Origin of the sequence: Buchnera aphidicola (Hyalopterus amygdali) (assembly GCF_964059015.1) — a bacterium.
GTDB lineage: Bacteria > Pseudomonadota > Gammaproteobacteria > Enterobacterales > Enterobacteriaceae > Buchnera > Buchnera aphidicola_BN.
In genome coordinates this window covers 128,334-147,668 of the sequence record NZ_OZ060383.1, presented here as the reverse complement: position 1 = coordinate 147,668, position 19,335 = coordinate 128,334, and the positions used below count along the sequence as shown (strand labels likewise).

Below are 19,335 nucleotides of genomic sequence, written 5' to 3'. Positions count from 1 at the left end.
AACATTTTAGAAACAAACGTTTATTTTTTAAGAATATTGTTGTTAATAATATAATTAGATAACTGACAATACTGTAATACAGAAACGTTTTCCGCTCTTAACTTTGGATCAATATCTAATTTTAATAAAACTTTTTCCGAAACAATACTTTTTAAGCTATGTCGCAATATTTTTCTCCTTTTTTGAAAAGCTAAGTTTGTTATATAACTAAGAACATTTACATTATAAGTAAAATAAGGCCGTTTTTTGTAAGGCTGAAAATGAACAAAAGCAGAATCAACTTTAGGTATAGGCCGAAAATTTACAGATAAAGCATCAAATATTATTTTAATATTATAGTAATATTGAGATATAATGCTTAATCTACCATATGATTTCCTTCCTGGAGATGCAACTAAGCGTTTTGCAACCTCTTTTTGTAGCATAAAATTCATATCATAAATGATGTTATTTTTTTTAAAAAAACAAAACAGTAAAGATGTAGCAATATTATATGGCAAGTTTCCAAAAATACGAATTAATTTGTTTTTATTATAAAATAAATTCAAATAATTAAAATTCAAAGCATCTTGACAAAAAACTCTTAATTGTGAATAAAAAGAAAATTGTTTTAAACAACTTAATACAACAGGATCAATTTCAATAACAATTAACTCATCTACTATATTACATATAGGTTTCGTTAACGCACCTAGTCCTGGTCCAATTTCAACCAATGTTTGTTCTACTTTAGGATTTATAAAATTTACTATCTCTTCAATTAATTTTTGATTTATAAGAAAATTCTGACTATATTTTTTAAGAGGAAAATATTTTTTTATTTTTTTATTCATTATTGGGTATCGAATATTTAATATAAAACGGAAGACTTTAAAAAATTTTCAATGATTTTCAATAAACTATAAAATTTTAATATAAGACGAATTTTTAAGTTCTTCTATCCACTTATCTTTTTCTATTTTTATTTTATCTTTTAACAAAATTTGATAAGCTGAATCTCTATCTAAAGTATCTTGTTTGTTTCTTTCTCGTATTTCTAATAATTTTATTATATGCCATCCAAAACGAGATTGAATTGGATGAGTAATATCATTTATTTTTAAATTTTTTAAAATTTTATTGACATCACTATTAAAAAAATTACTTGAAATCCATCCTAAATCACCTTTTTTATGCGATGAATAAACATCATGAGATAAATTTTCAACAGCATAATCAAAACTATACGTTCTATTTTTTATATTTTTATATATATAAAAAATATCTTCTTTTGCTTTTTTATTCGTTAAAATTACAGAAGGACGTATTAAACAATGTTGTATATGAAATTCATTAATAAGATTATTTTTAGTATTTTCTACAATGTTATCTACTTTAAAAATATAAAATCCATCTTTTCCTAATATAGGGCCTAAAATTTGACCTTTTTTTATAATATTTACTTCATTCAATAGTATTTTTTTTAGATTTGTCAAAGAATTTAATCTTATTTTTTTTGATAAAAAAATCTTATCATTTTTTTTAAAATATTCATGATAATAATCAAACGATGAATTACTTTTAATTTTTTGCATAAATTGATCAGCTAAATTTTTTGTATTACTCATTAAAATTTTATTTTTTTCTTTTAAAAAAGGTAATAAAATATAATTTAAATCTATTTTTTTAAATTTATTTTTATCAATATTTTTTTTATTTAGAAAAAAATACACTTCTTTTTCTGAAATATTAATACGTCTATTTAATACATAATCTTGTATTATTTTAATCTTTAATGATTTTTTGATATTTTGAATATAATCATTATAGCTAAACCAATCGTTTATATTACTCATAATAATATTATTTTTTAGCTGATTAAATGTAATATTCTGCTTTAAAGCATATCTTTTTAGTATTGTATTTACTTGATCATCAGATACTGTAACATTAAATTTTCTTGCTTCTTCTAAAATTAAAGTATCAATAATTAGTTTTTCAATTATTTTATCTCTTATTAAATTAATTTTAAAAGGTATCTTGATTTCTTGATCTTCTTTTTTTAGAGAAAAAAGAACTTGATTTACGTCACTATTTAATATAATTTGATGATTAACAATAGCAACAATTTTGTCAATTTCACATTCTTTACCATAAGCAAAAGAAAAAATATTCGAAAAAAAACATAGAATTAAAAAAAAATATACTTTCATCATTATTCTTCTTTTTTAAGCATTCTCTTGATATTTTAATTTCTTTTTACTATTTTTAAAAATTTATATTTTCTTTAAAATTTTTTTGGAGATACTAGATATAAAAAAAATATATATAAAAACGTAATATTTAATCTCTATCAAAGGAAAATAATTAAATTAACTCACAAAAAAATCAAAAAAATATTCAGGTGGTTTTTAAAACATTTTATAATTTTTTTGATATTTTTTATAATAAAAAACTTAAAAAATTAATGAGTATTTATGGAATCTTGGTTAACATCTTTAATTACACAATCTTTAGCATATGCAATATTTATAGTAGGAATAGTATCCTTTTTGGAATCATTGGCTTTGGTTGGTCTACTTTTACCTGGAATAGTTTTAATGGCAACATTAGGAACTTTTATAGGTAACGGCATACTACCTTTGTATCCCTCTTGGATAGCAGGAATACTTGGATGCTTATTAGGCGACTGGTGTTCATACTATATTGGCTTATATTTTAAAAATTGGTTGCATAATTTAAATTTTTTAAAAAAACATTTAAACTTACTTGATAAAACAAAATCTTTATTACATAAACATAGTATTTTAACAATACTAATTGGTCGATTTATAGGACCTACTAGACCTCTTATCCCTATGGTTGCCGGTATGCTAAAATTACCTTTAAAAAAATTTTTTTTTCCTAGTATTTTAGGATGTATTCTATGGCCTCCAATATATTTTTTTCCAGGTATTATTACAGGTATAACTATAAATATACCTACAAATACAAAAAATGATAATTTTAAATGGTTTTTATTAATCATTTCAATTTTAATATGGCTTGGAATATGGCTAATATCAAAATGGTGGAAAATTAAAAAAATAAAAAATAAAAACAATATGAATTTTTTTAAAAGAAAAATTGGATGGATAGCGTTTATTATACTCTCAACAGGTTTAATTGGATTGATACTAATTCAATTTCATCCTACAATGTTAATTTTTAGAAAAGTTTTATCCACGATATTATAGTATGTATTGGTATCAATACAATTGATATCAATATATAAATAAAAAAGATATTAGATATCTATATAAATAAAATCAATATGTAATATTTTCATTTTAAATGCGTGACGTTGTATTTCTTGAACTTTAACTATATATTTGTCATCTATAATTGATAAGCATAAATTTTCTTTATAAAATTCCGGTTTTTTTTGTAAATTAAAAATAAGATTATGATCTAATATAATTGATATGGGCATTTTATTCCGACCATATATAACCCCTGGAAATTTGTTTTTTATACGTAATTTTCGACTAAAACTTTTTCCTTTTTTATCTCTTATTTCTGCATGAACTGTTAGCATAACTTATTCTCTCTCATTTTGATCATAGTCAAAATATAAATTCATTTAATCAGATTAAATAGATTTCTGATTTAACGATCTTAACCAAGAAATTTCTTTTTCCCATATTTTTGGATTAACTGTTTCTAATATCATAGGAATATTATTAAAATCTTGATTTTTCATAATATATGAAAAAATAGATGTGCCTATTTTACCCACACCCAAACTTTCATGTCGATCAACACGACTATTTAAAGTTTTTTTAGAATCATTTAAATGAAAACCTTTTAAATACTGCAATCCTATTATATTAAAAAATTGATTAAATGTACTTTCATAATCTTTTTTTGTTCTTAAATCATATCCTGATGCAAATAAATGACAAGTATCAATACAAACACCAATTCTAGACTTATCATGAACTTGATTAATAATTTCAGATAAATGTTCAAATCTATAACCAACATTTGTACCTTGTCCGGCTGTATTTTCTATAACAGCAGTAACATTCTTAGTTTTTTCTAAAGCTATATTAATGGATTCAGCAATTCTTGATAAACAAAAAGTTGTAGAAATTTTATTTAAATGACTACCAGGATGAAAATTTAAAAAAAATAGACCAAGTTGATTACAACGTGTCATTTCATCAATAAAAGCAATACGTGATTTTTTTAAGAGTTCGTTATCTGGATGACCTAAATTAATTAAATAACTGCTATGAGGTAAAATTTTTTCAGGAAAAAAATTATACTTCACACAACTTTTTTTAAAATTATCTATATTTTTTTGTTGTAAAGGCGAAGAGGACCATCTTAACTGGTTTTTTGTAAAAAAAGAAAAAGTTGTTGCTTTTATTTGAAAAGCCCGAAAAACTGCTTTTTCTAGTCCACCAGAAGAACTAACATGTGCACCAATATAGTTTGTTTTTTTTTTCATAAAAATTTTTATTTTTATTTATTGAACAAAAAATTTTTAAATTCTAATTTATTAAAAAATATATTAATTTATAGCTTATATCATACTTAGAAAATTTATTTTAATCAATAAAATAAACTAAACATAATATGTTTTTTTACATTATAATTTTAAAAAAAAGTCATTTCGAATATTTTTATTAGACTTAAATAAACCATCTATACAAGAAGTAACTACATTACTATTATTATCACAAATTCCACGAGCTTTAACACAAAAATGATCCATTTTAATAACAACTGCAACACTTTTAGTTTGCAATAAAACCTGAAGAACTAATATTAATTGTTTTGTTAAGCGTTCTTGAATTTGAGGCCGCTTGGCATAAAATTGTGCAATTCTATTTATTTTAGACAAACCAATTATTTTATCTTCAGGAATATATGCAATAGTAGCTTTTCCGTTAATAGTAATGAAATGATGTTCGCAGGTACTAATCAGTAAAATATCACGTACCATAATCATTCCATTAAATTTTATTTTATTATCCATTAACATAATTTTTGGAAAATTTCTATAATCTAAACCAGAAAAAATCTCATTTATATACATTTTTGATATTCTTATAGGACTATTTTTTAAACTGTCATTTTTTAAATCTAAATTAAGTAAAGACATAATCTTAGATAAATATTTTGTAATTAATAATTCTCTTTCTTTTTTTTTTATATCATTGTATTCTTTTAAAATAGGATTTTCTAATCCCTTTAACAATAAAACATTATGTACTAAACTAGCTTCTTTACTAATTTCCATCAATATTTTTCCTTTAAAAAGTATATATTATAAATTTATTAAATATTTAATTTACTTAAATTCTCTAAAAAAATAGATATTATTCATACTATAAATAAATATAAAATATATCTACTATTATTTCTTTTGGATGTAAATCATGACAAATAATCATAATACTTTTTGTAATATAATTAAAATATTACAGTCATATTGGATAGAACAAGAATGTACTATTTTTCAACCTTTAGATTTGCCAATAGGAGCTGGTACATTTCATCAAACAACTTTTTTTGGAGCAATTATTACAGAACCTATTAAAGCTGCATATGTACAATCTTGCCGACGTCCTACCGATGGCAGATACGGAAAAAATCCTAATCGCTTACAACATTACTATCAATTTCAAGTAATCATAAAACCTCCTATAAAAAATATTCAAAATATTTATTTAACATCATTAAATTTACTTAAAATACATGAAAAAAATAACGATATACGTTTTGTAGAAGATAATTGGGAAAATCCTACATTAGGCGCTTGGGGAGTCGGATGGGAAGTATGGTTAAATGGAATGGAAGTCACTCAATTTACTTATTTTCAACAAGTAGGTGGAATACAATGTAATCCTGTCACTGTAGAAATTACCTATGGATTAGAAAGAATAGCTATGCATATGCAAAATAAATCAAATGTATATGATCTTGTTTGGAGCGAAAATAAATTTAATAAAATTACTTATGGAGATATCTTTCAAAGAAATGAAATGGAACAGTCAACATATAATTTTGAATATTCTAATATTAATATATTATTTGAGTATTTTGAAAAAAATATGTTTGAAGCAGAAAGTTTAATAGAATTAAAAAAACCATTATTACTCGTTTCTTATGAAAAAGTATTACAAGCAAATCATATTTTTAATTTATTAGATGCAAGAAAAGCAATATCTTCTAGCGATCGTCAAAATTATATTTTAAAAATTCAAAAATTAACTAAAAAAATAGCAAAAAAATATTTATATTTAAGAAAATAATAAAAAATTGATCAATCATTTAAAAGAAGAGAAAAAAATGACAAAAAAAACATTTTTAGTAGAAATAGGAACTGAAGAATTACCCGCAAAAAAACTAAAAAATATCTCTTTAATTTTTTATAAAAATTTTATTAATGAACTCAAAAAAAATAATATCTCATATAAAAAAATTAATTATTTTTCTACTCCAAGAAGATTAGCATTACAAATTATAGAAATTAATACATCAGAAAAAACAAAAAAGATAATTAAAAAGGGTCCAGCTATAAAAAATGCTTTTGATGAAAATGGAAATCCAACAATAGCCGCACAAAATTGGGCTAAAAATTATAAAGTTAATTTAAATCAAACCCAGAGATTAAAAAATCAAAAAGGAGAATGGCTTATACATTATGCTGAAAAAAAACAAAAAAAAATTGAATTATTACTTCCAATAATAACAGAAGTAGCACTAAAAAATATTAATGTAAATAGTAATATGAGATGGGAAGGAGAAAATATTAAATTTATTCGTCCTATTCGAAACATTGTAATGTTATTAGATAATATAATTCTTAAAGAAGCAATAATATTTCACCTACGTTGTAATAACATACTGCAGAGTCATATTTCTTCTAAGGAAGAAAAGATATATATTACAGATGCAAAAGAATATCCAAGTATTCTTTTTAAAAAAAGTAAAATAATAGCTCATCACGAAAATCGTAAAGAACAAATAAAATATGAAATAAACAAAATAGCAAAAAAAGTGAATGGGGCAATAAAAAAAGATTCACTTCTTTTAGAAGAAGTGACTTCTTTAGTGGAGTCACCTAAAGTACTTTTAGCAAATTTAAAAAAAGATTATACTGATAAGATACCTCAAGAAATAATTGGGTATATTATAAAAAAACAACAAAAATGTTTTCCTATATATAGTATTAATGAAGAAAAAAACATTTTACCATATTTTATATTTATAACTAATATTCATTCTCAAAATAATAAAAATATTATTTTAGGAAATGAAAAAGTGATGCATGCACGTTTATCAGACGCAATATTTTTTTTAAAAAAAGACAGAAAAAGTAAATTAAAAGATTATTTAAAATGTTTAAAAAATATTTCTTTTTATAAAGGTTTAGGTACATTATATCAAAAAACACTACGTTTAGTATTTATTGTAAAAAAAATATTTTTTTATACAAAAGAAATTAACGAAATAAATTTAATAAGAGCAACATTATTATCAAAATGTGATCTGGTAACCGAAATGGTATCTGAATTCCCAGAACTACAAGGTACGATAGGAATGTATTACGCTTTAGAAAATAAGGAAAAAAAAGAAGTAGCTATAGCGATTAAAGAACAATATTTACCATCTTTTTCAACTGATAAATTACCCTCTACACCTATAGGATCTGTACTATCAATTGCTGATAAAATTGATACTATATCAGGTATGTTTTCTATTGGTGAAATTCCAGGTCCAGAAAAAGACCCATTCGGATTAAAACGTGCTACTCTAGGAGTAATACGAATTATTATAATAAAAAAAATACCTATAAATTTAAAAAGAATAATTGAAATTAGTTTAGAAAAACATAATGTTGAAAAATCAAATATATCAGTAATTTTTGAAAAAATTAAAAATTTTTTTATAAAGCGACTAATATTCTTTTATGAAAATCAAAAATACAATATTAATATTGTACAATCTGTACTAGCATATGAATCAATGGATTTATTAGATATTGATGAAAAAATTAAAGCAATATCAAACTTTAAAAAAATAGAATCAATTATCTTAATAGTTAAAAGAATATCTAATTTTTTAAAAGATAAACATGAAAAAATGATTTCAACTAAAATTAATGAAAGATTATTAATTCAAATAGAAGAAAGAAAATTATTAGAAATAATTAATGACTTTAATTATACAACCAAACAACTATTTATTGAAAAAAAATATACAGAGATTTTATTAAAAACAAAATTACTCATAAAACCTATAAATACATTTTTTAAAAAAGTACAAATAAATCACGAAGATATCGAAATTCAAAAGAATAGAGTAATTTTATTAATAAAATTAAGAAAAATATTTTTACAAATAACAAATTTTTCTTATTTATATTAACAAGAAAAAACTAATGTTTTAATTAAACGAATATGTTTGATATTTAATTATATAAAAAAATTTAAAATATACTATAAAACTTCTAAAGTTCCTTTAGGAAGAGAAGAAACTATAAAATCTTTTTTTATAAAAACTTCAGTTTTGTTGTTTAATTGAAGTAAAACATATCCATTTTCTGTAATTTTACTAACTCGTCCTAAAAATCCACTATTAGTCATTACCTCGTCTCCTGGGGAAATAGACTCCATAAGTTTTTTGTGTTCTTTATCTTTTTTTTGTTGAGGACGAAACAGAACAAAATAAAATATTAATATAAAGATTAACAACATAAAAAATAAAGAATAAGAGTTTCCTTCTAAAGGGGAAGTTACTGCTGCATATGCATTATCAATTAAAGAAAGCATTAAATGATTTTCCTTATTTTAAAATAAAATTATTTTTTTTGATTATAAAAATTTACCATGAATTCATTAAATCTTTTTTGTTTTATTGCATTTCTTATATTAAACATTAATGTTTGATAATAATGTAAATTATGTATTGTATTAAGACGTGCACCTAACATTTCATTACAAGAATCTAGATGATGCAAATAAGCTCTACTATAATTTTTACAAGTGTAACAAGTGCATGTTTCATCTAATGCAGATACATCTTTCTTATATTTTTTATTTCTAATTCTAATTATACCATTGGTTACAAATAAATGTCCATTTCTAGCATTACGTGTTGGAAGAACGCAATCAAACATATCTATACCACGATATACACCTTCTATTAAATCTTCAGGTTTACCTACTCCCATCAAATATCTTGGTTTATCTTTAGGTATTTGAGGAGTAATATGATCTAATAAATGATGCATTTCTAACTTAGACTCACCAACAGCTAATCCACCTAATGCATATCCATCAAAATTTATTTTTATTAATTCTTTAAGAGAAATATCACGTAAAGACTTATATATTCCACCATGAATAATACCAAATAAAAGATTTTTATCTCTTTTTTTTAAATCAAAATATATACGACTTCTTTTTGACCAATTTAGTGATCTTTCCATGGCATTCTTGGTTTTTTCCCAATCCTTGGTATAAGCGATGCATTCATCGAAAATCATTATAATATTAGAACCTAAATTTAACTGAATTTCCATTGATAACTCTGGAGTCAAAAAAAATTTTTGGCCATTTCTATAATTTTTAAAAATCACTCCTTCTTCATTAATTTTACAAAAATTTGATAAACTAAAAACTTGAAACCCACCAGAATCAGTTAAAATTGGACCAGACCAATTCATAAAATTATGCAAACTACCGTGCAGTTTTATTACATCAAAACCGGGTCTCAAATATAGATGTAATGCATTAGATAAAATTATTTTACTACCAGTATTTTTAATTTCTTCTGAACTAAGACTTTTTATTGTACCATAAGTTCCAACTGGCATAAAAATAGGAGTCTCTATAATATTTTTATTAAATGTAAAAATACCATATCTGGCTTTCTTGTCTTCGCTTATAATCTGAAATTTCATTTTCTTCCCAAAAATTTAAAAGAATTAATTTTTAATAAATTATAAGATTACACTAGGTTGATAATATTTCATACGGAGCAGATGTATTATGTGTAATATACATAGCATCTCCATAACTAAAAAATCGATAATTATTTTTAATTGCTTCAAAATAAGCATTTATAGTATTTTTGTATCCTAGAAATGAAGATACTAATATTATTAATGTTGATTTAGGAAAATGAAAATTAGTGATTAAACCATCTACAACACTATGTTTATAACCAGGATATATAAATAAATTAGTTTCTGCGATATAATCTTCTGTATTGTTCCATGCACTTGAATGATATACGCTTTCTAGGGCACGTAAAGTAGTAGTACCAACAGCAATTACACGACCACCATTTTTCTTACATAATTTTATTTGTTGAATTAAATTTGAAGACACTATTGCTAATTCAGAATGCATGACATGATTTTCTATATGTACAGTATTAATAGGTTGAAATGTTCCACTTCCAATATGTAATGTTAAAAAACCTATTTTAACTCCTTTTTTCTTAAATTCTTCTAATAATTGCCAATCAAAATGTAAACCGGCAGTTGGTGCTGCAATAGAACCAAATTCTTTATTATAAACAGTTTGATAAAGATTTAAATCTATTTTTTTATTCAATCTCTTAATATAAGGAGGCAAGGGTATAATACCTAAATTTGTAAAAATCTTCATAATTGAATATTTTATATTAATAAATTTAATTTTATAAAAAGGAGATTGATAATCCACGACAAAAGATTTTATTTCATTTTTTTTGCCAAAGAATAAAAAAGAATTAATTTTAATTTGATTTGATGATTTAATTCGAGCTAAAATACTGTTTTTATCTAATATTCTCTCTAATAAAACTTCAATTTTACCTCCACTTGATTTATAACCAAATAAACGAGCAGAAATTACTTTTGTATCATTGAAAATAATTAAATCACCAGGATTAATTTCATTTATAAGATTAAAAAAAAACTTGTGCTTTATTTTTCCTGTTTCACCATTAATCATTAGTAAACGACATTCTCTACGAACTAAACAAGGATAAAAAGCTATAAGCGATTGTGGTATTTCAAAAGAAAAATGACTAAGATGCATATTTAATTTCTTAAAGAAAGACAATATTTATTATTATAAATAAATTTTATATAATAAAATATAAAAATCTTATTAAGATTTTATTTTTATTGAATAATTTTCAACTCTATTTTTTAATTTTTGACCAGCTTTAAAAGTTACTACACATCTTGAAGTAATAAGAAATTTTTCTCCTGTTCTAGGATTTCTACCAGGACGTTCTTTTTTATTTTTCAATTGAAAATTACCGAATCCAGATAACTTAACATCTTCTCCATTTTCTAAAGATTTTCTAACTTCCTCAAAAAAGGAATTGACAAATTCTTTTGAGTCACGTTTAGTTAACTGTAATTTTTCAAATAAATTTTCTGAAATTTTATTTTTTGTAAGCACCATAAACTCACCTTCTTAAATCTATTTGAAATCTATTTTTTAATATTTTTATACAAGCATTAAGCATGAAGCTAATTTCATCTTCTTTTAGAGTTTTTTTGTGATCTTGGAATATAAAACTAATCCCTAAACTTTTTTCTTGATTAGATTCTTCTTTAGAGACATATACGTCAAATAAATTAATTTCTACTTTTTTATTAAAAAAGAAATCTTTACACGTTTTTATAATATCTATAAAGGAAACATCATTTGGTACTAATATAGATATATCACGACGACTTGTAGGAAATTTAGAAACTTCTTCTATTTTATGCACTTCTTTTATATTTAGACTATTTAATTTTGAAATACAACTAAATGATATTTCAAATAAAAATGTAGAACTATCTACATTTAATTTTTTTTCTGATTTTGGATGAATTTTCCCAATTTTGCCAATATATTTATTATCTATATATATTTTTGCACTTTGTTCTGGATGTAAACCTAATATTTCTTCATGTTTAATTTCAAAATTATTTAATCCACAAACTAGCTCTAACAACGACTCTAAATCACCCTTCAAATCATAAAAATCTGTTTTTCTTTTAATAGAATACCAATTTTCTTTATTAGAAAAACCACTTATTACAGCTCCTAAAAACATCTCTTGTTTAATACCAAGTATTTTTGATTTATCAACTGAGAAACAAAATCCTCTTTCAAAAAATTTAATACTTTCTTGTTGACGATTTTTATTGTAGGAAACTGTCTTTAGCAGACCTGGCAATAACGATGCGCGCATAGATGAAAAATCTTTAGAAATAGGATTGGTAATTAATAATTTATTTTGATTTGGAACAATATCATTCTGTAGAGTAGGATTAATAAAAGAATAGTTTATAGCTTCATAATAACCTCTATGTACAAGTAGCATAGAAGCTTGATCCAATAAAATGTCTTTTAAATATATTTTCTTTTTTTTATCATTTTTAATAAAAAATTTTTCTTTTAAAGGATTAAGTGGAATATTATTATAATTATATATACGTAATATATCACCTATTACATCTTCTTCAATTAAAATATCAAATCGCCAATTAGGTGGAAGTACATCCCAGTATTTTTCTTGAAAATATACTTTATATTTAAGTTTAGATAAAATATTTAAAATAATAGAAGCATCAACAAAAAAACCTATAAGATTATTAAAATTTTTATGATATAATTTTATCTTCTTTAAACAAGATAAAGAACTAAAATTAGATTTTTTTTCAGTAATAGGCCCTGCTTGACCACCACAGATTTTAATAATTAAATCTGTTGCATATTCTACTGCATATTTTTGAAGTGATGGATCAATACCATGATTATGGTAATCTAAAATACTATTGATACTAACTTTCTTTAAAAGATTAAAAAATAATTTTTTTTCAACTGAATATGAACTTAAAAATATATTATTACTATTTTTATTCAATTCTAAAAGATGAGAATTAATGTTACCTGGTATAAATAGTATTTTTTCTTTATCAGAAAAAACTAATATATCTTCATCTAAAATTATTTTAGATTTATTTTTTAAAATTAAAAATTCTTTTTTTTTGGCCATACGTACATAAATTGAATCATTTATTTTATCTGCATTTAATACATTTAATGGTTGACCAATTTCTATTAAAACATAATTAAGAATGTTTTCAATTACATTATCTGATAATACATTACAAAAAAATAATTTTTTTTTCATCCAAAATGGAGTATCAGCATTAATATTAATATCTTTAATAATTCTTCCGAAGAATTTAATGTTTTTTTCTTTAATTTCAATATTAATTAAAAATTTGTCTGTAATACTTACTGGAAAAATTGTTTTTTTTAAAGAAGTAATTGCTAAATTATTTATAGCAGATAAATTACGAGCTATACCTAAAATACTTAAACCATCTGGACGATTAGATGTAGTTGCAACTTTAATAAATGTATCTTTTAATGAAAAAACATCATTAATTTTTTTTCCTAAAGGAACATCTTTAGAAATTTCAATAATACTTTTAGAAAAATTAAATAAGCCTAATTCAAAAAAAGAACATAACATACCTTCAGATTTTTCATCTTGTATTTTTTTTATTTTAATTTTTAGTCCATTTGGTAAAGTACTACCAATAGTTGCGACAACTACTTTAATATTATTACGACAATTCAATGCACCACATACAATTTTTAAATATTTTTTATTACCTATATCTACTTTTACTATTTTTAAATCACTTTTTTTCGGATGGGTAATACATTCAATTATTTCGCCAATTAATACCCCATTAAATATGGGATTAAAATTATTAACTGATTCTACTTCTATTCCAGACTCAATAATTTGATTTATTAAAGTAGTACTACTTATTTTCGGATTTATCCATTCACGCAACCATTTTTCGTTGAATTTCATTTTTTCTCACTAAATATATTTAAATTGTTTTATAAACTTTATATCATTTTCAAAAAACGAACGAAGATCAGAAACACCATAACGTAACATAGTAATTCTTTCTACACCGATACCAAATGCACAAGCGGAATAAATATGAGGATCAATATTAACATTTTTTAAAACTATAGGGTGAACCATTCCACAACCTAATATTTCTAATGATTTTTTATCATTAGTAATGATATCCACTTCCGCTGAAGGAGTGGTAAATGGAAAATAAGATGGACGAAATCTAATAGAAATATTCTTATCAAAAAAATCATACAAAAAATTATATATAATCCACTTTAAATTAGAAAAATTAATATTTTTTTCAACTATTAAACCTTCAACTTGATGAAACATAGGTGTATGTGTGGAATCATAATCATTTCTATATACTTTACCAGGAAAAATAAACCTAATAGGTGGTTTTTCTTTTTTCATAATTCTAATTTGCATACTAGAAGTCTGGGTTCTTAATAAATGATCACTATCTAACCAAAACGTATCATTATGATTACGTGAAGGATGATTTTTAGGTATGTTTAATGCATCAAAATTATGATATTCATCTTCTATTTCAAGACCGTGAATTGATTCAAATCCTAATTTAGAAAAAAATATTTTTATATTGTTTAAACTACAATTAATAGGATGGATAGAACCATGTTCTAGACGACGTCCAGGTAAAGATACATCAATCTTTTCTTTTTTAATACGTTTATATAAAAGAACATTATCTAGTTCTATTCTTTTTTCATTAATTTCAGATATGACTTTTTTTTTAATATCATTAAACATGATAATATATTTCTTTTTTTCTTCAAAAGAAAAACTTTTGAAATTTTTTATGCAATTAGAAAAAACGCCTTTTTTCCCTAAATATTTAATTCGAATTGCATTTAATTCATTTATTTCAGACGATTTTTTAATTTCTATTGTTAGAGATTTAAATATTTTTTTTAAAGTCAACATATTATGTATTCTTTTTATATTTTTTAGTTTACTACTTATATAGTCAAAATATTAAAAAGCTTCCATAAAGGAAGCTTAGTGTGTTTTATATTTAAAATACAGAAAAAAATGTGTTTTTATCATATTTATTAAGCAAGACGCTATTTATGATAAAGCTAATTTTGCTTTTTCAATTAATATCTTGAATGAAAAACTATCAAATATTGCAATATCAGATAATATTTTCCGATCAATGTTAATCGAAGCTTTTTTTAATCCGTATATAAAATTACTATAAGACATTTCACTTTGACGAACAGCAGCATTAATGCGTGTGATCCATAACTGACGAAATTGTCTTTTTCTTTGACGTCTATCGCGATAAGCATATTGTCCTGCTTTAATCACTGCTTGGCATGCAACTCTATAAATACGAGAACGAGCTCCATAGTAACCTTTTGCTTGTTTTAAAACTTTTTTATGGCGAGCATGAGCAGTGACGCCACGTTTTACACGAGCCATTGATATACTTCCTGTGTGTATATTTTATTAAGAATTAATTTAAACATATGGCAAAAAAGATCTAACTTTGCTTATATCTCCTTTTGAAACTAAAACCTTAGGACGAAGATGTCTTTTTTTAGTTGTTGTTTTCTTTGTTAAAATATGACGTAAATTTGCTTGCTTACGCTTGAATTGACCAGATGCAGTTTTTTTAAATCGCTTTGATGCGCTTTTTAAAGTTTTAATTTTTGGCATAAATGTTTCATTAAATTATGAAAAGAAAAAGAAGTTATATATTTATATCTAAATATGTTTAGTCAAAAATTACTATTTCTTCCTTGGTGCTAAAACCATAATCATTTGACGACCTTCAATTTTAGATGGAAATGATTCAACGATAGCTAGCTCGATTAAATCATTTTTTACTCTATTCAAAACCTTAACACCTAATTTTTGATGTGCCATTTCTCTACCTCTAAAACGCAAGGTAATTTTAACTTTATCTCCATCTTCTAAAAAACGAATTAAATTGCGTAACTTAACTTGATAATCTCCTTCATCTGTGCTTGGACGAAACTTAATTTCTTTTACTTGAATTATTTTTTGTTTTTTTTTCTGTTCTTTAGAAGATTTGCTTTTTTCATAAAGAAATTTTCCATAATCCATAATACGGCAAACTGGAGGTTCTGCATTTGGACTAATTTCTACTAAATCTAACCCTAATTCCTCAGCTTTTTCGAGCGCTTCACGTAAATTAACTATCCCAATTTGATTGCCTTCAGTACTTGTAAGACGCACTTTAACGGCACGGATCTCATTATTAATACGATGTGCCCGAGTTAATTGAATTCGTTTTCCGACTTTAATACTTTATCCCTCCATTTGATGAAAACTACGAGTAAAAATTTCTTTCTTTAATTTCTGAATAAAAATATTCAAGTCTAAAGTTCCAAAATTATTATTATTTCTAGTTCTAACAGAAACTTTTTTAGATTGAATTTCTTTATCCCCGCAAATTAATATATATGGAATTCGACGTAAAGTGTGTTCGCGAATTTTAAAACCTATTTTTTCGTTTCTTAAATCTATTTCAACTCTAATATTAATATTAGAAAAATTTTTAAGTATTTTCTTGACATATTCAACATGTTTATCGGTAATACTGAGTATTACTACTTGAACTGGAGACAGCCATGTTGGCAAATGACCTGAATATTCTTCAATTAATATTCCAATGAATCTTTCTATAGAACCTAATATAGCTCGATGAATTATTATAGGATGTTTTCGATCATTATATTTATTGATATAAAATGCATTTAAACGCATAGGCAAATAAAAATCAAGTTGTATCGTTCCACATTGCCAATTTCTGCCTAAAGAATCTTGCAAAATAAATTCAATTTTAGGACCATAGAAAGCACCTTCCCCTTTTTGATATTCAAAAGATAAATTATTTTCTATTAATACATCAGACAAATCTTTTTCTGCACGATCCCAAATACAATCATCTCCAATTCGTTTTTTTGGTCGAGTGGAAAACTTTACTAATATTTTTTTAAAATTAAATATATTATATAAATCATATATCATCTTAATACAATTATTTATTTCAAAACGTACTTGATCTTTTGTACAAAATATATGTGCGTCATCTTGAGTAAAATTACGAACTCTCATAAGACCATGTAATGATCCTGATGGTTCATTACGATGACAACTTCCAAACTCAGCCATACGAATAGGTAAATCTCGATAAGATTTTAATCCATAGTTAAAAATTTGAACATGACCAGGACAATTCATGGGTTTAATGCAGTATTCTCGATTTTCCGAAAGGGTAGTAAAAATAGCATTTTTATAATTATCCCAGTGACCACTTTTTTCCCATATTGATTTATCTATTAATAAAGGTGTTTTTACTTCCTCATATTTATATTCTCTTAACTTTTCTTGAACAAATTTCTCTAACTCATTAAAAATTATCCAACCATTTTTATGCCAAAAAACCATACCTGGTGATTCATTTTGCATATGATATAAATTTAAAAACTTTCCAATTTTTCTATGATCTCTTTTTTCTAACTCATGGACATAATTTAAATATTTATCTAATTCTTGTTCAGTTGACCAAGCAGTACCATAAACGCGCTGAAAAATTTTATTTTTGTGATCACCTTGCCAATAAACGCCACTAATTTTTTGTAATTTAAAATATTTACAAAACTTTATATTAAAAACTTGTAGTCCTATATCAATGTCAATATGATTTTCATGATAATATAATGATATGCAGTTTTTTTTATTTATATATTTTTTTAACAAGCGAATTTTATATATTTCTGACTTATTTTTAAAAATTTTACATAATTGATCAAAGGAAATATCTTTATTAGATATAATATATTCTCGTTTTATAAGATCTTGCATATTATTTTGTAATATTAAAAGATCTTTTTCTGTAATACTATTCTGAAAATAAAAATCACAATAAAAACCATTTTTTGTAATGTTGCCTTCTCCCACTTGGCATGATGGCCAAGTCTTTTTTGCGGCATAACTTAAAAGTTGTATACATGAATATCGAATCGCATGCAAGGCTTCATAATCTTGTTTGGTAAAAAACGATATCGAAGAATCCTCTGTGATTAAAGTGTTTAAATTTGCAAAATTATTATTAACAGAAATAGCAATAAGAGATTCTATTATACTAGATTTATTTCTTTCTATAATTTCTCTTAATGAGATTGAATGTTTATATACCTGCTGACTTCCATCACAAAATCTTATTACAGGCATTTTTTAGATCCTTAACTGAAAAATGTTATTTTTTTTATATAATTTAAAAAAATATTTTTATAAATTATTAATAAAAGTTTTTTTTAGAAGAAATAAGAATATGCTAGTCAAACCTTTGACTAGCATTTATGTCAACTAAAAACGAGTATCTACTGCGTCGGCTAATTGCTTTATAATTAAGACACTGTCTTCCCAATTTAAACAAGCATCAGTAATTGACTTTCCATATATTAATGGTTTATTTTCTTTGACAGTTTGAAATCCTTCTTCTAAAAAGCTTTCAATCATTACGCCAAATATAAATTTAGAACCTTGAGAAATTTGTTTTGAAATAGATTTAGCCACATCTTTTTGACGAATATGTTCTTTTAAACAATTACCATGACTAAAATCAATCATTAGATATTCTAACAAATTAAATTCACGTAAATATTTTATTGCTAAATCAATGTCATGAGCATGATAATTGGGAGTGCGACCACCTCTCATAATAACATGTCCATAGGGATTTCCACTGGTATGATTAATAGTCATTTGTCCGTCTTTATTCGGAGCTAAAAATAAATGACGTGCTTTTACAGCTCTAATAGCATCAATTGCAATACGTATATTTCCATCTGTACCATTTTTAAATCCTACTGGACAAGAAAGTGCTGAAGCCATTTCTCTATGAATTTGACTCTCAGTAGTTCTAGCTCCAATTGCGCCCCAACTAATTAAATCTGCAATAAATTGACCAATTACCATATCTAAGAATTCTGTTGCTGCAGGCATTCCTAATGAATTAATATCTAATAATAATTTACGTGCAACAGAAAGTCCATGATTTACTCTAAAACTACCGTTTAAATCTGGATCTGAAATCAATCCTTTCCAACCGACCACTGTTCTCGGTTTTTCAAAATATGTACGCATGATGATTTCAAGACGATCTTGATATTTTTTACGTAATTCACATAATCGATGCGCATATTCCACTGCAGCTATAGGATCGTGAACAGAACATGGACCTATTACAACAAGTAAACGCAAATCTTCTCCAGTCATAATACGCGCTATATTTTGTCTTGTTATAATGACGTTATCCATGATATCTGAAGTAATAGCATATTTTTTTGCTAATTCAGATGGGGTTATCAATGGATCTATTCGTATTGTACGTAGTTCATCTGTTTTTTTCATTTTGTT

19 protein-coding genes are annotated in these 19,335 nt (G+C 24.1%); 3 read left to right on the top strand and 16 right to left on the bottom strand.

All coding sequences use genetic code 11. From position 1 onward, the window contains the following. Positions 1 to 20 precede the first annotated feature (20 nt). Positions 21 to 833, bottom strand: a complete 813-nt coding sequence (rsmA, locus tag AB4W74_RS00725) for a 16S rRNA (adenine(1518)-N(6)/adenine(1519)-N(6))-dimethyltransferase RsmA (RefSeq protein ID WP_367682104.1) — start codon at positions 831 to 833, stop codon at positions 21 to 23. 66 nt (positions 834 to 899) lie between these two features. Next, positions 900 to 2,192 (bottom strand): peptidylprolyl isomerase, encoded by a 1,293-nt coding sequence (locus AB4W74_RS00720; RefSeq protein ID WP_367682103.1) that lies wholly within the window; start codon positions 2,190 to 2,192, stop codon positions 900 to 902. Between the two features lie 264 nt (positions 2,193 to 2,456). Here AB4W74_RS00720 and AB4W74_RS00715 point away from each other — a divergent pair, with 264 nt between their 5' ends. Continuing rightward, on the top strand, positions 2,457 to 3,215 hold the full coding sequence (locus AB4W74_RS00715; RefSeq protein ID WP_367682102.1) for a DedA family protein: 759 nt from the start codon (positions 2,457 to 2,459) through the stop codon (positions 3,213 to 3,215). A 50-nt stretch (positions 3,216 to 3,265) separates the two neighbouring features. On the opposite strand, the gene rplY is transcribed toward AB4W74_RS00715, so the two are convergent. The 3 genes from rplY to folE form a co-directional block, all read right to left on the bottom strand. Continuing rightward, positions 3,266 to 3,556, bottom strand: coding sequence for a 50S ribosomal protein L25 (rplY, locus tag AB4W74_RS00710; RefSeq protein WP_367682101.1), 291 nt, complete (start codon positions 3,554 to 3,556; stop codon positions 3,266 to 3,268). Between the two features lie 54 nt (positions 3,557 to 3,610). Further along, on the bottom strand, positions 3,611 to 4,474 hold the full coding sequence (gene nfo, locus AB4W74_RS00705; protein WP_367682100.1) for a deoxyribonuclease IV: 864 nt from the start codon (positions 4,472 to 4,474) through the stop codon (positions 3,611 to 3,613). 141 nt (positions 4,475 to 4,615) lie between these two features. Beyond that, a complete protein-coding gene (folE, locus tag AB4W74_RS00700; protein ID WP_367682099.1) occupies positions 4,616 to 5,272 on the bottom strand; it encodes a GTP cyclohydrolase I FolE in 657 nt (218 codons plus the stop codon). Positions 5,273 to 5,408: 136 nt separating this feature from the next. Between folE and glyQ the strand changes: the two genes are divergently transcribed. Together glyQ and glyS are read left to right on the top strand one after the other, a co-directional pair. Beyond that, positions 5,409 to 6,284 carry a glycine--tRNA ligase subunit alpha gene (gene glyQ, locus AB4W74_RS00695; protein WP_367682098.1) on the top strand — a complete coding sequence of 292 codons (876 nt, stop codon included), beginning with the start codon at positions 5,409 to 5,411 and terminating at the stop codon, positions 6,282 to 6,284. 37 nt (positions 6,285 to 6,321) lie between these two features. Next, positions 6,322 to 8,403 carry a glycine--tRNA ligase subunit beta gene (glyS, locus tag AB4W74_RS00690; protein ID WP_367682097.1) on the top strand — a complete coding sequence of 694 codons (2,082 nt, stop codon included), beginning with the start codon at positions 6,322 to 6,324 and terminating at the stop codon, positions 8,401 to 8,403. 71 nt (positions 8,404 to 8,474) lie between these two features. Here glyS and yajC read toward each other — a convergent pair whose 3' ends face one another. The 11 genes from yajC to AB4W74_RS00635 form a co-directional block, all read right to left on the bottom strand. After that, a complete protein-coding gene (yajC, locus tag AB4W74_RS00685) occupies positions 8,475 to 8,807 on the bottom strand; it encodes a preprotein translocase subunit YajC (RefSeq protein ID WP_367682096.1) in 333 nt (110 codons plus the stop codon). Between the two features lie 29 nt (positions 8,808 to 8,836). Continuing rightward, on the bottom strand, positions 8,837 to 9,940 hold the full coding sequence (gene tgt / locus AB4W74_RS00680; RefSeq protein WP_367682095.1) for a tRNA guanosine(34) transglycosylase Tgt: 1,104 nt from the start codon (positions 9,938 to 9,940) through the stop codon (positions 8,837 to 8,839). Between the two features lie 52 nt (positions 9,941 to 9,992). Next, a complete protein-coding gene (queA, locus tag AB4W74_RS00675; RefSeq protein WP_367682094.1) occupies positions 9,993 to 11,066 on the bottom strand; it encodes a tRNA preQ1(34) S-adenosylmethionine ribosyltransferase-isomerase QueA in 1,074 nt (357 codons plus the stop codon). Positions 11,067 to 11,138: 72 nt separating this feature from the next. Continuing rightward, the gene (locus AB4W74_RS00670; protein WP_367682093.1) at positions 11,139 to 11,441 is read right to left on the bottom strand and encodes an integration host factor subunit alpha; all 303 of its coding nucleotides are present in this window, start codon (positions 11,439 to 11,441) and stop codon (positions 11,139 to 11,141) included. A 4-nt stretch (positions 11,442 to 11,445) separates the two neighbouring features. Beyond that, complete coding sequence (pheT, locus tag AB4W74_RS00665; RefSeq protein WP_367682092.1) at positions 11,446 to 13,866, bottom strand: phenylalanine--tRNA ligase subunit beta; 2,421 nt, start codon at positions 13,864 to 13,866, stop codon at positions 11,446 to 11,448. 9 nt (positions 13,867 to 13,875) lie between these two features. Next, entirely contained in the window at positions 13,876 to 14,865 is a 990-nt protein-coding gene (gene pheS, locus AB4W74_RS00660; protein ID WP_367682091.1) for a phenylalanine--tRNA ligase subunit alpha, read from the bottom strand. A 144-nt stretch (positions 14,866 to 15,009) separates the two neighbouring features. Further along, positions 15,010 to 15,366: a 50S ribosomal protein L20 gene (gene rplT / locus AB4W74_RS00655; RefSeq protein ID WP_367682090.1), complete on the bottom strand. Its 357-nt coding sequence runs from the start codon at positions 15,364 to 15,366 to the stop codon at positions 15,010 to 15,012. Between the two features lie 39 nt (positions 15,367 to 15,405). Next, positions 15,406 to 15,603, bottom strand: a complete 198-nt coding sequence (rpmI, locus tag AB4W74_RS00650) for a 50S ribosomal protein L35 (protein WP_367682089.1) — start codon at positions 15,601 to 15,603, stop codon at positions 15,406 to 15,408. A gap of 72 nt (positions 15,604 to 15,675) precedes the next feature. Next, positions 15,676 to 16,215: a translation initiation factor IF-3 gene (infC, locus tag AB4W74_RS00645; RefSeq protein WP_367682240.1), complete on the bottom strand. Its 540-nt coding sequence runs from the start codon at positions 16,213 to 16,215 to the stop codon at positions 15,676 to 15,678. A gap of 3 nt (positions 16,216 to 16,218) precedes the next feature. Then, complete coding sequence (gene thrS / locus AB4W74_RS00640; RefSeq protein WP_367682088.1) at positions 16,219 to 18,147, bottom strand: threonine--tRNA ligase; 1,929 nt, start codon at positions 18,145 to 18,147, stop codon at positions 16,219 to 16,221. 135 nt (positions 18,148 to 18,282) lie between these two features. Further along, complete coding sequence (locus tag AB4W74_RS00635) at positions 18,283 to 19,329, bottom strand: 3-deoxy-7-phosphoheptulonate synthase (protein WP_367682087.1); 1,047 nt, start codon at positions 19,327 to 19,329, stop codon at positions 18,283 to 18,285. Between the last annotated feature and the right edge of the window lie 6 nt (positions 19,330 to 19,335).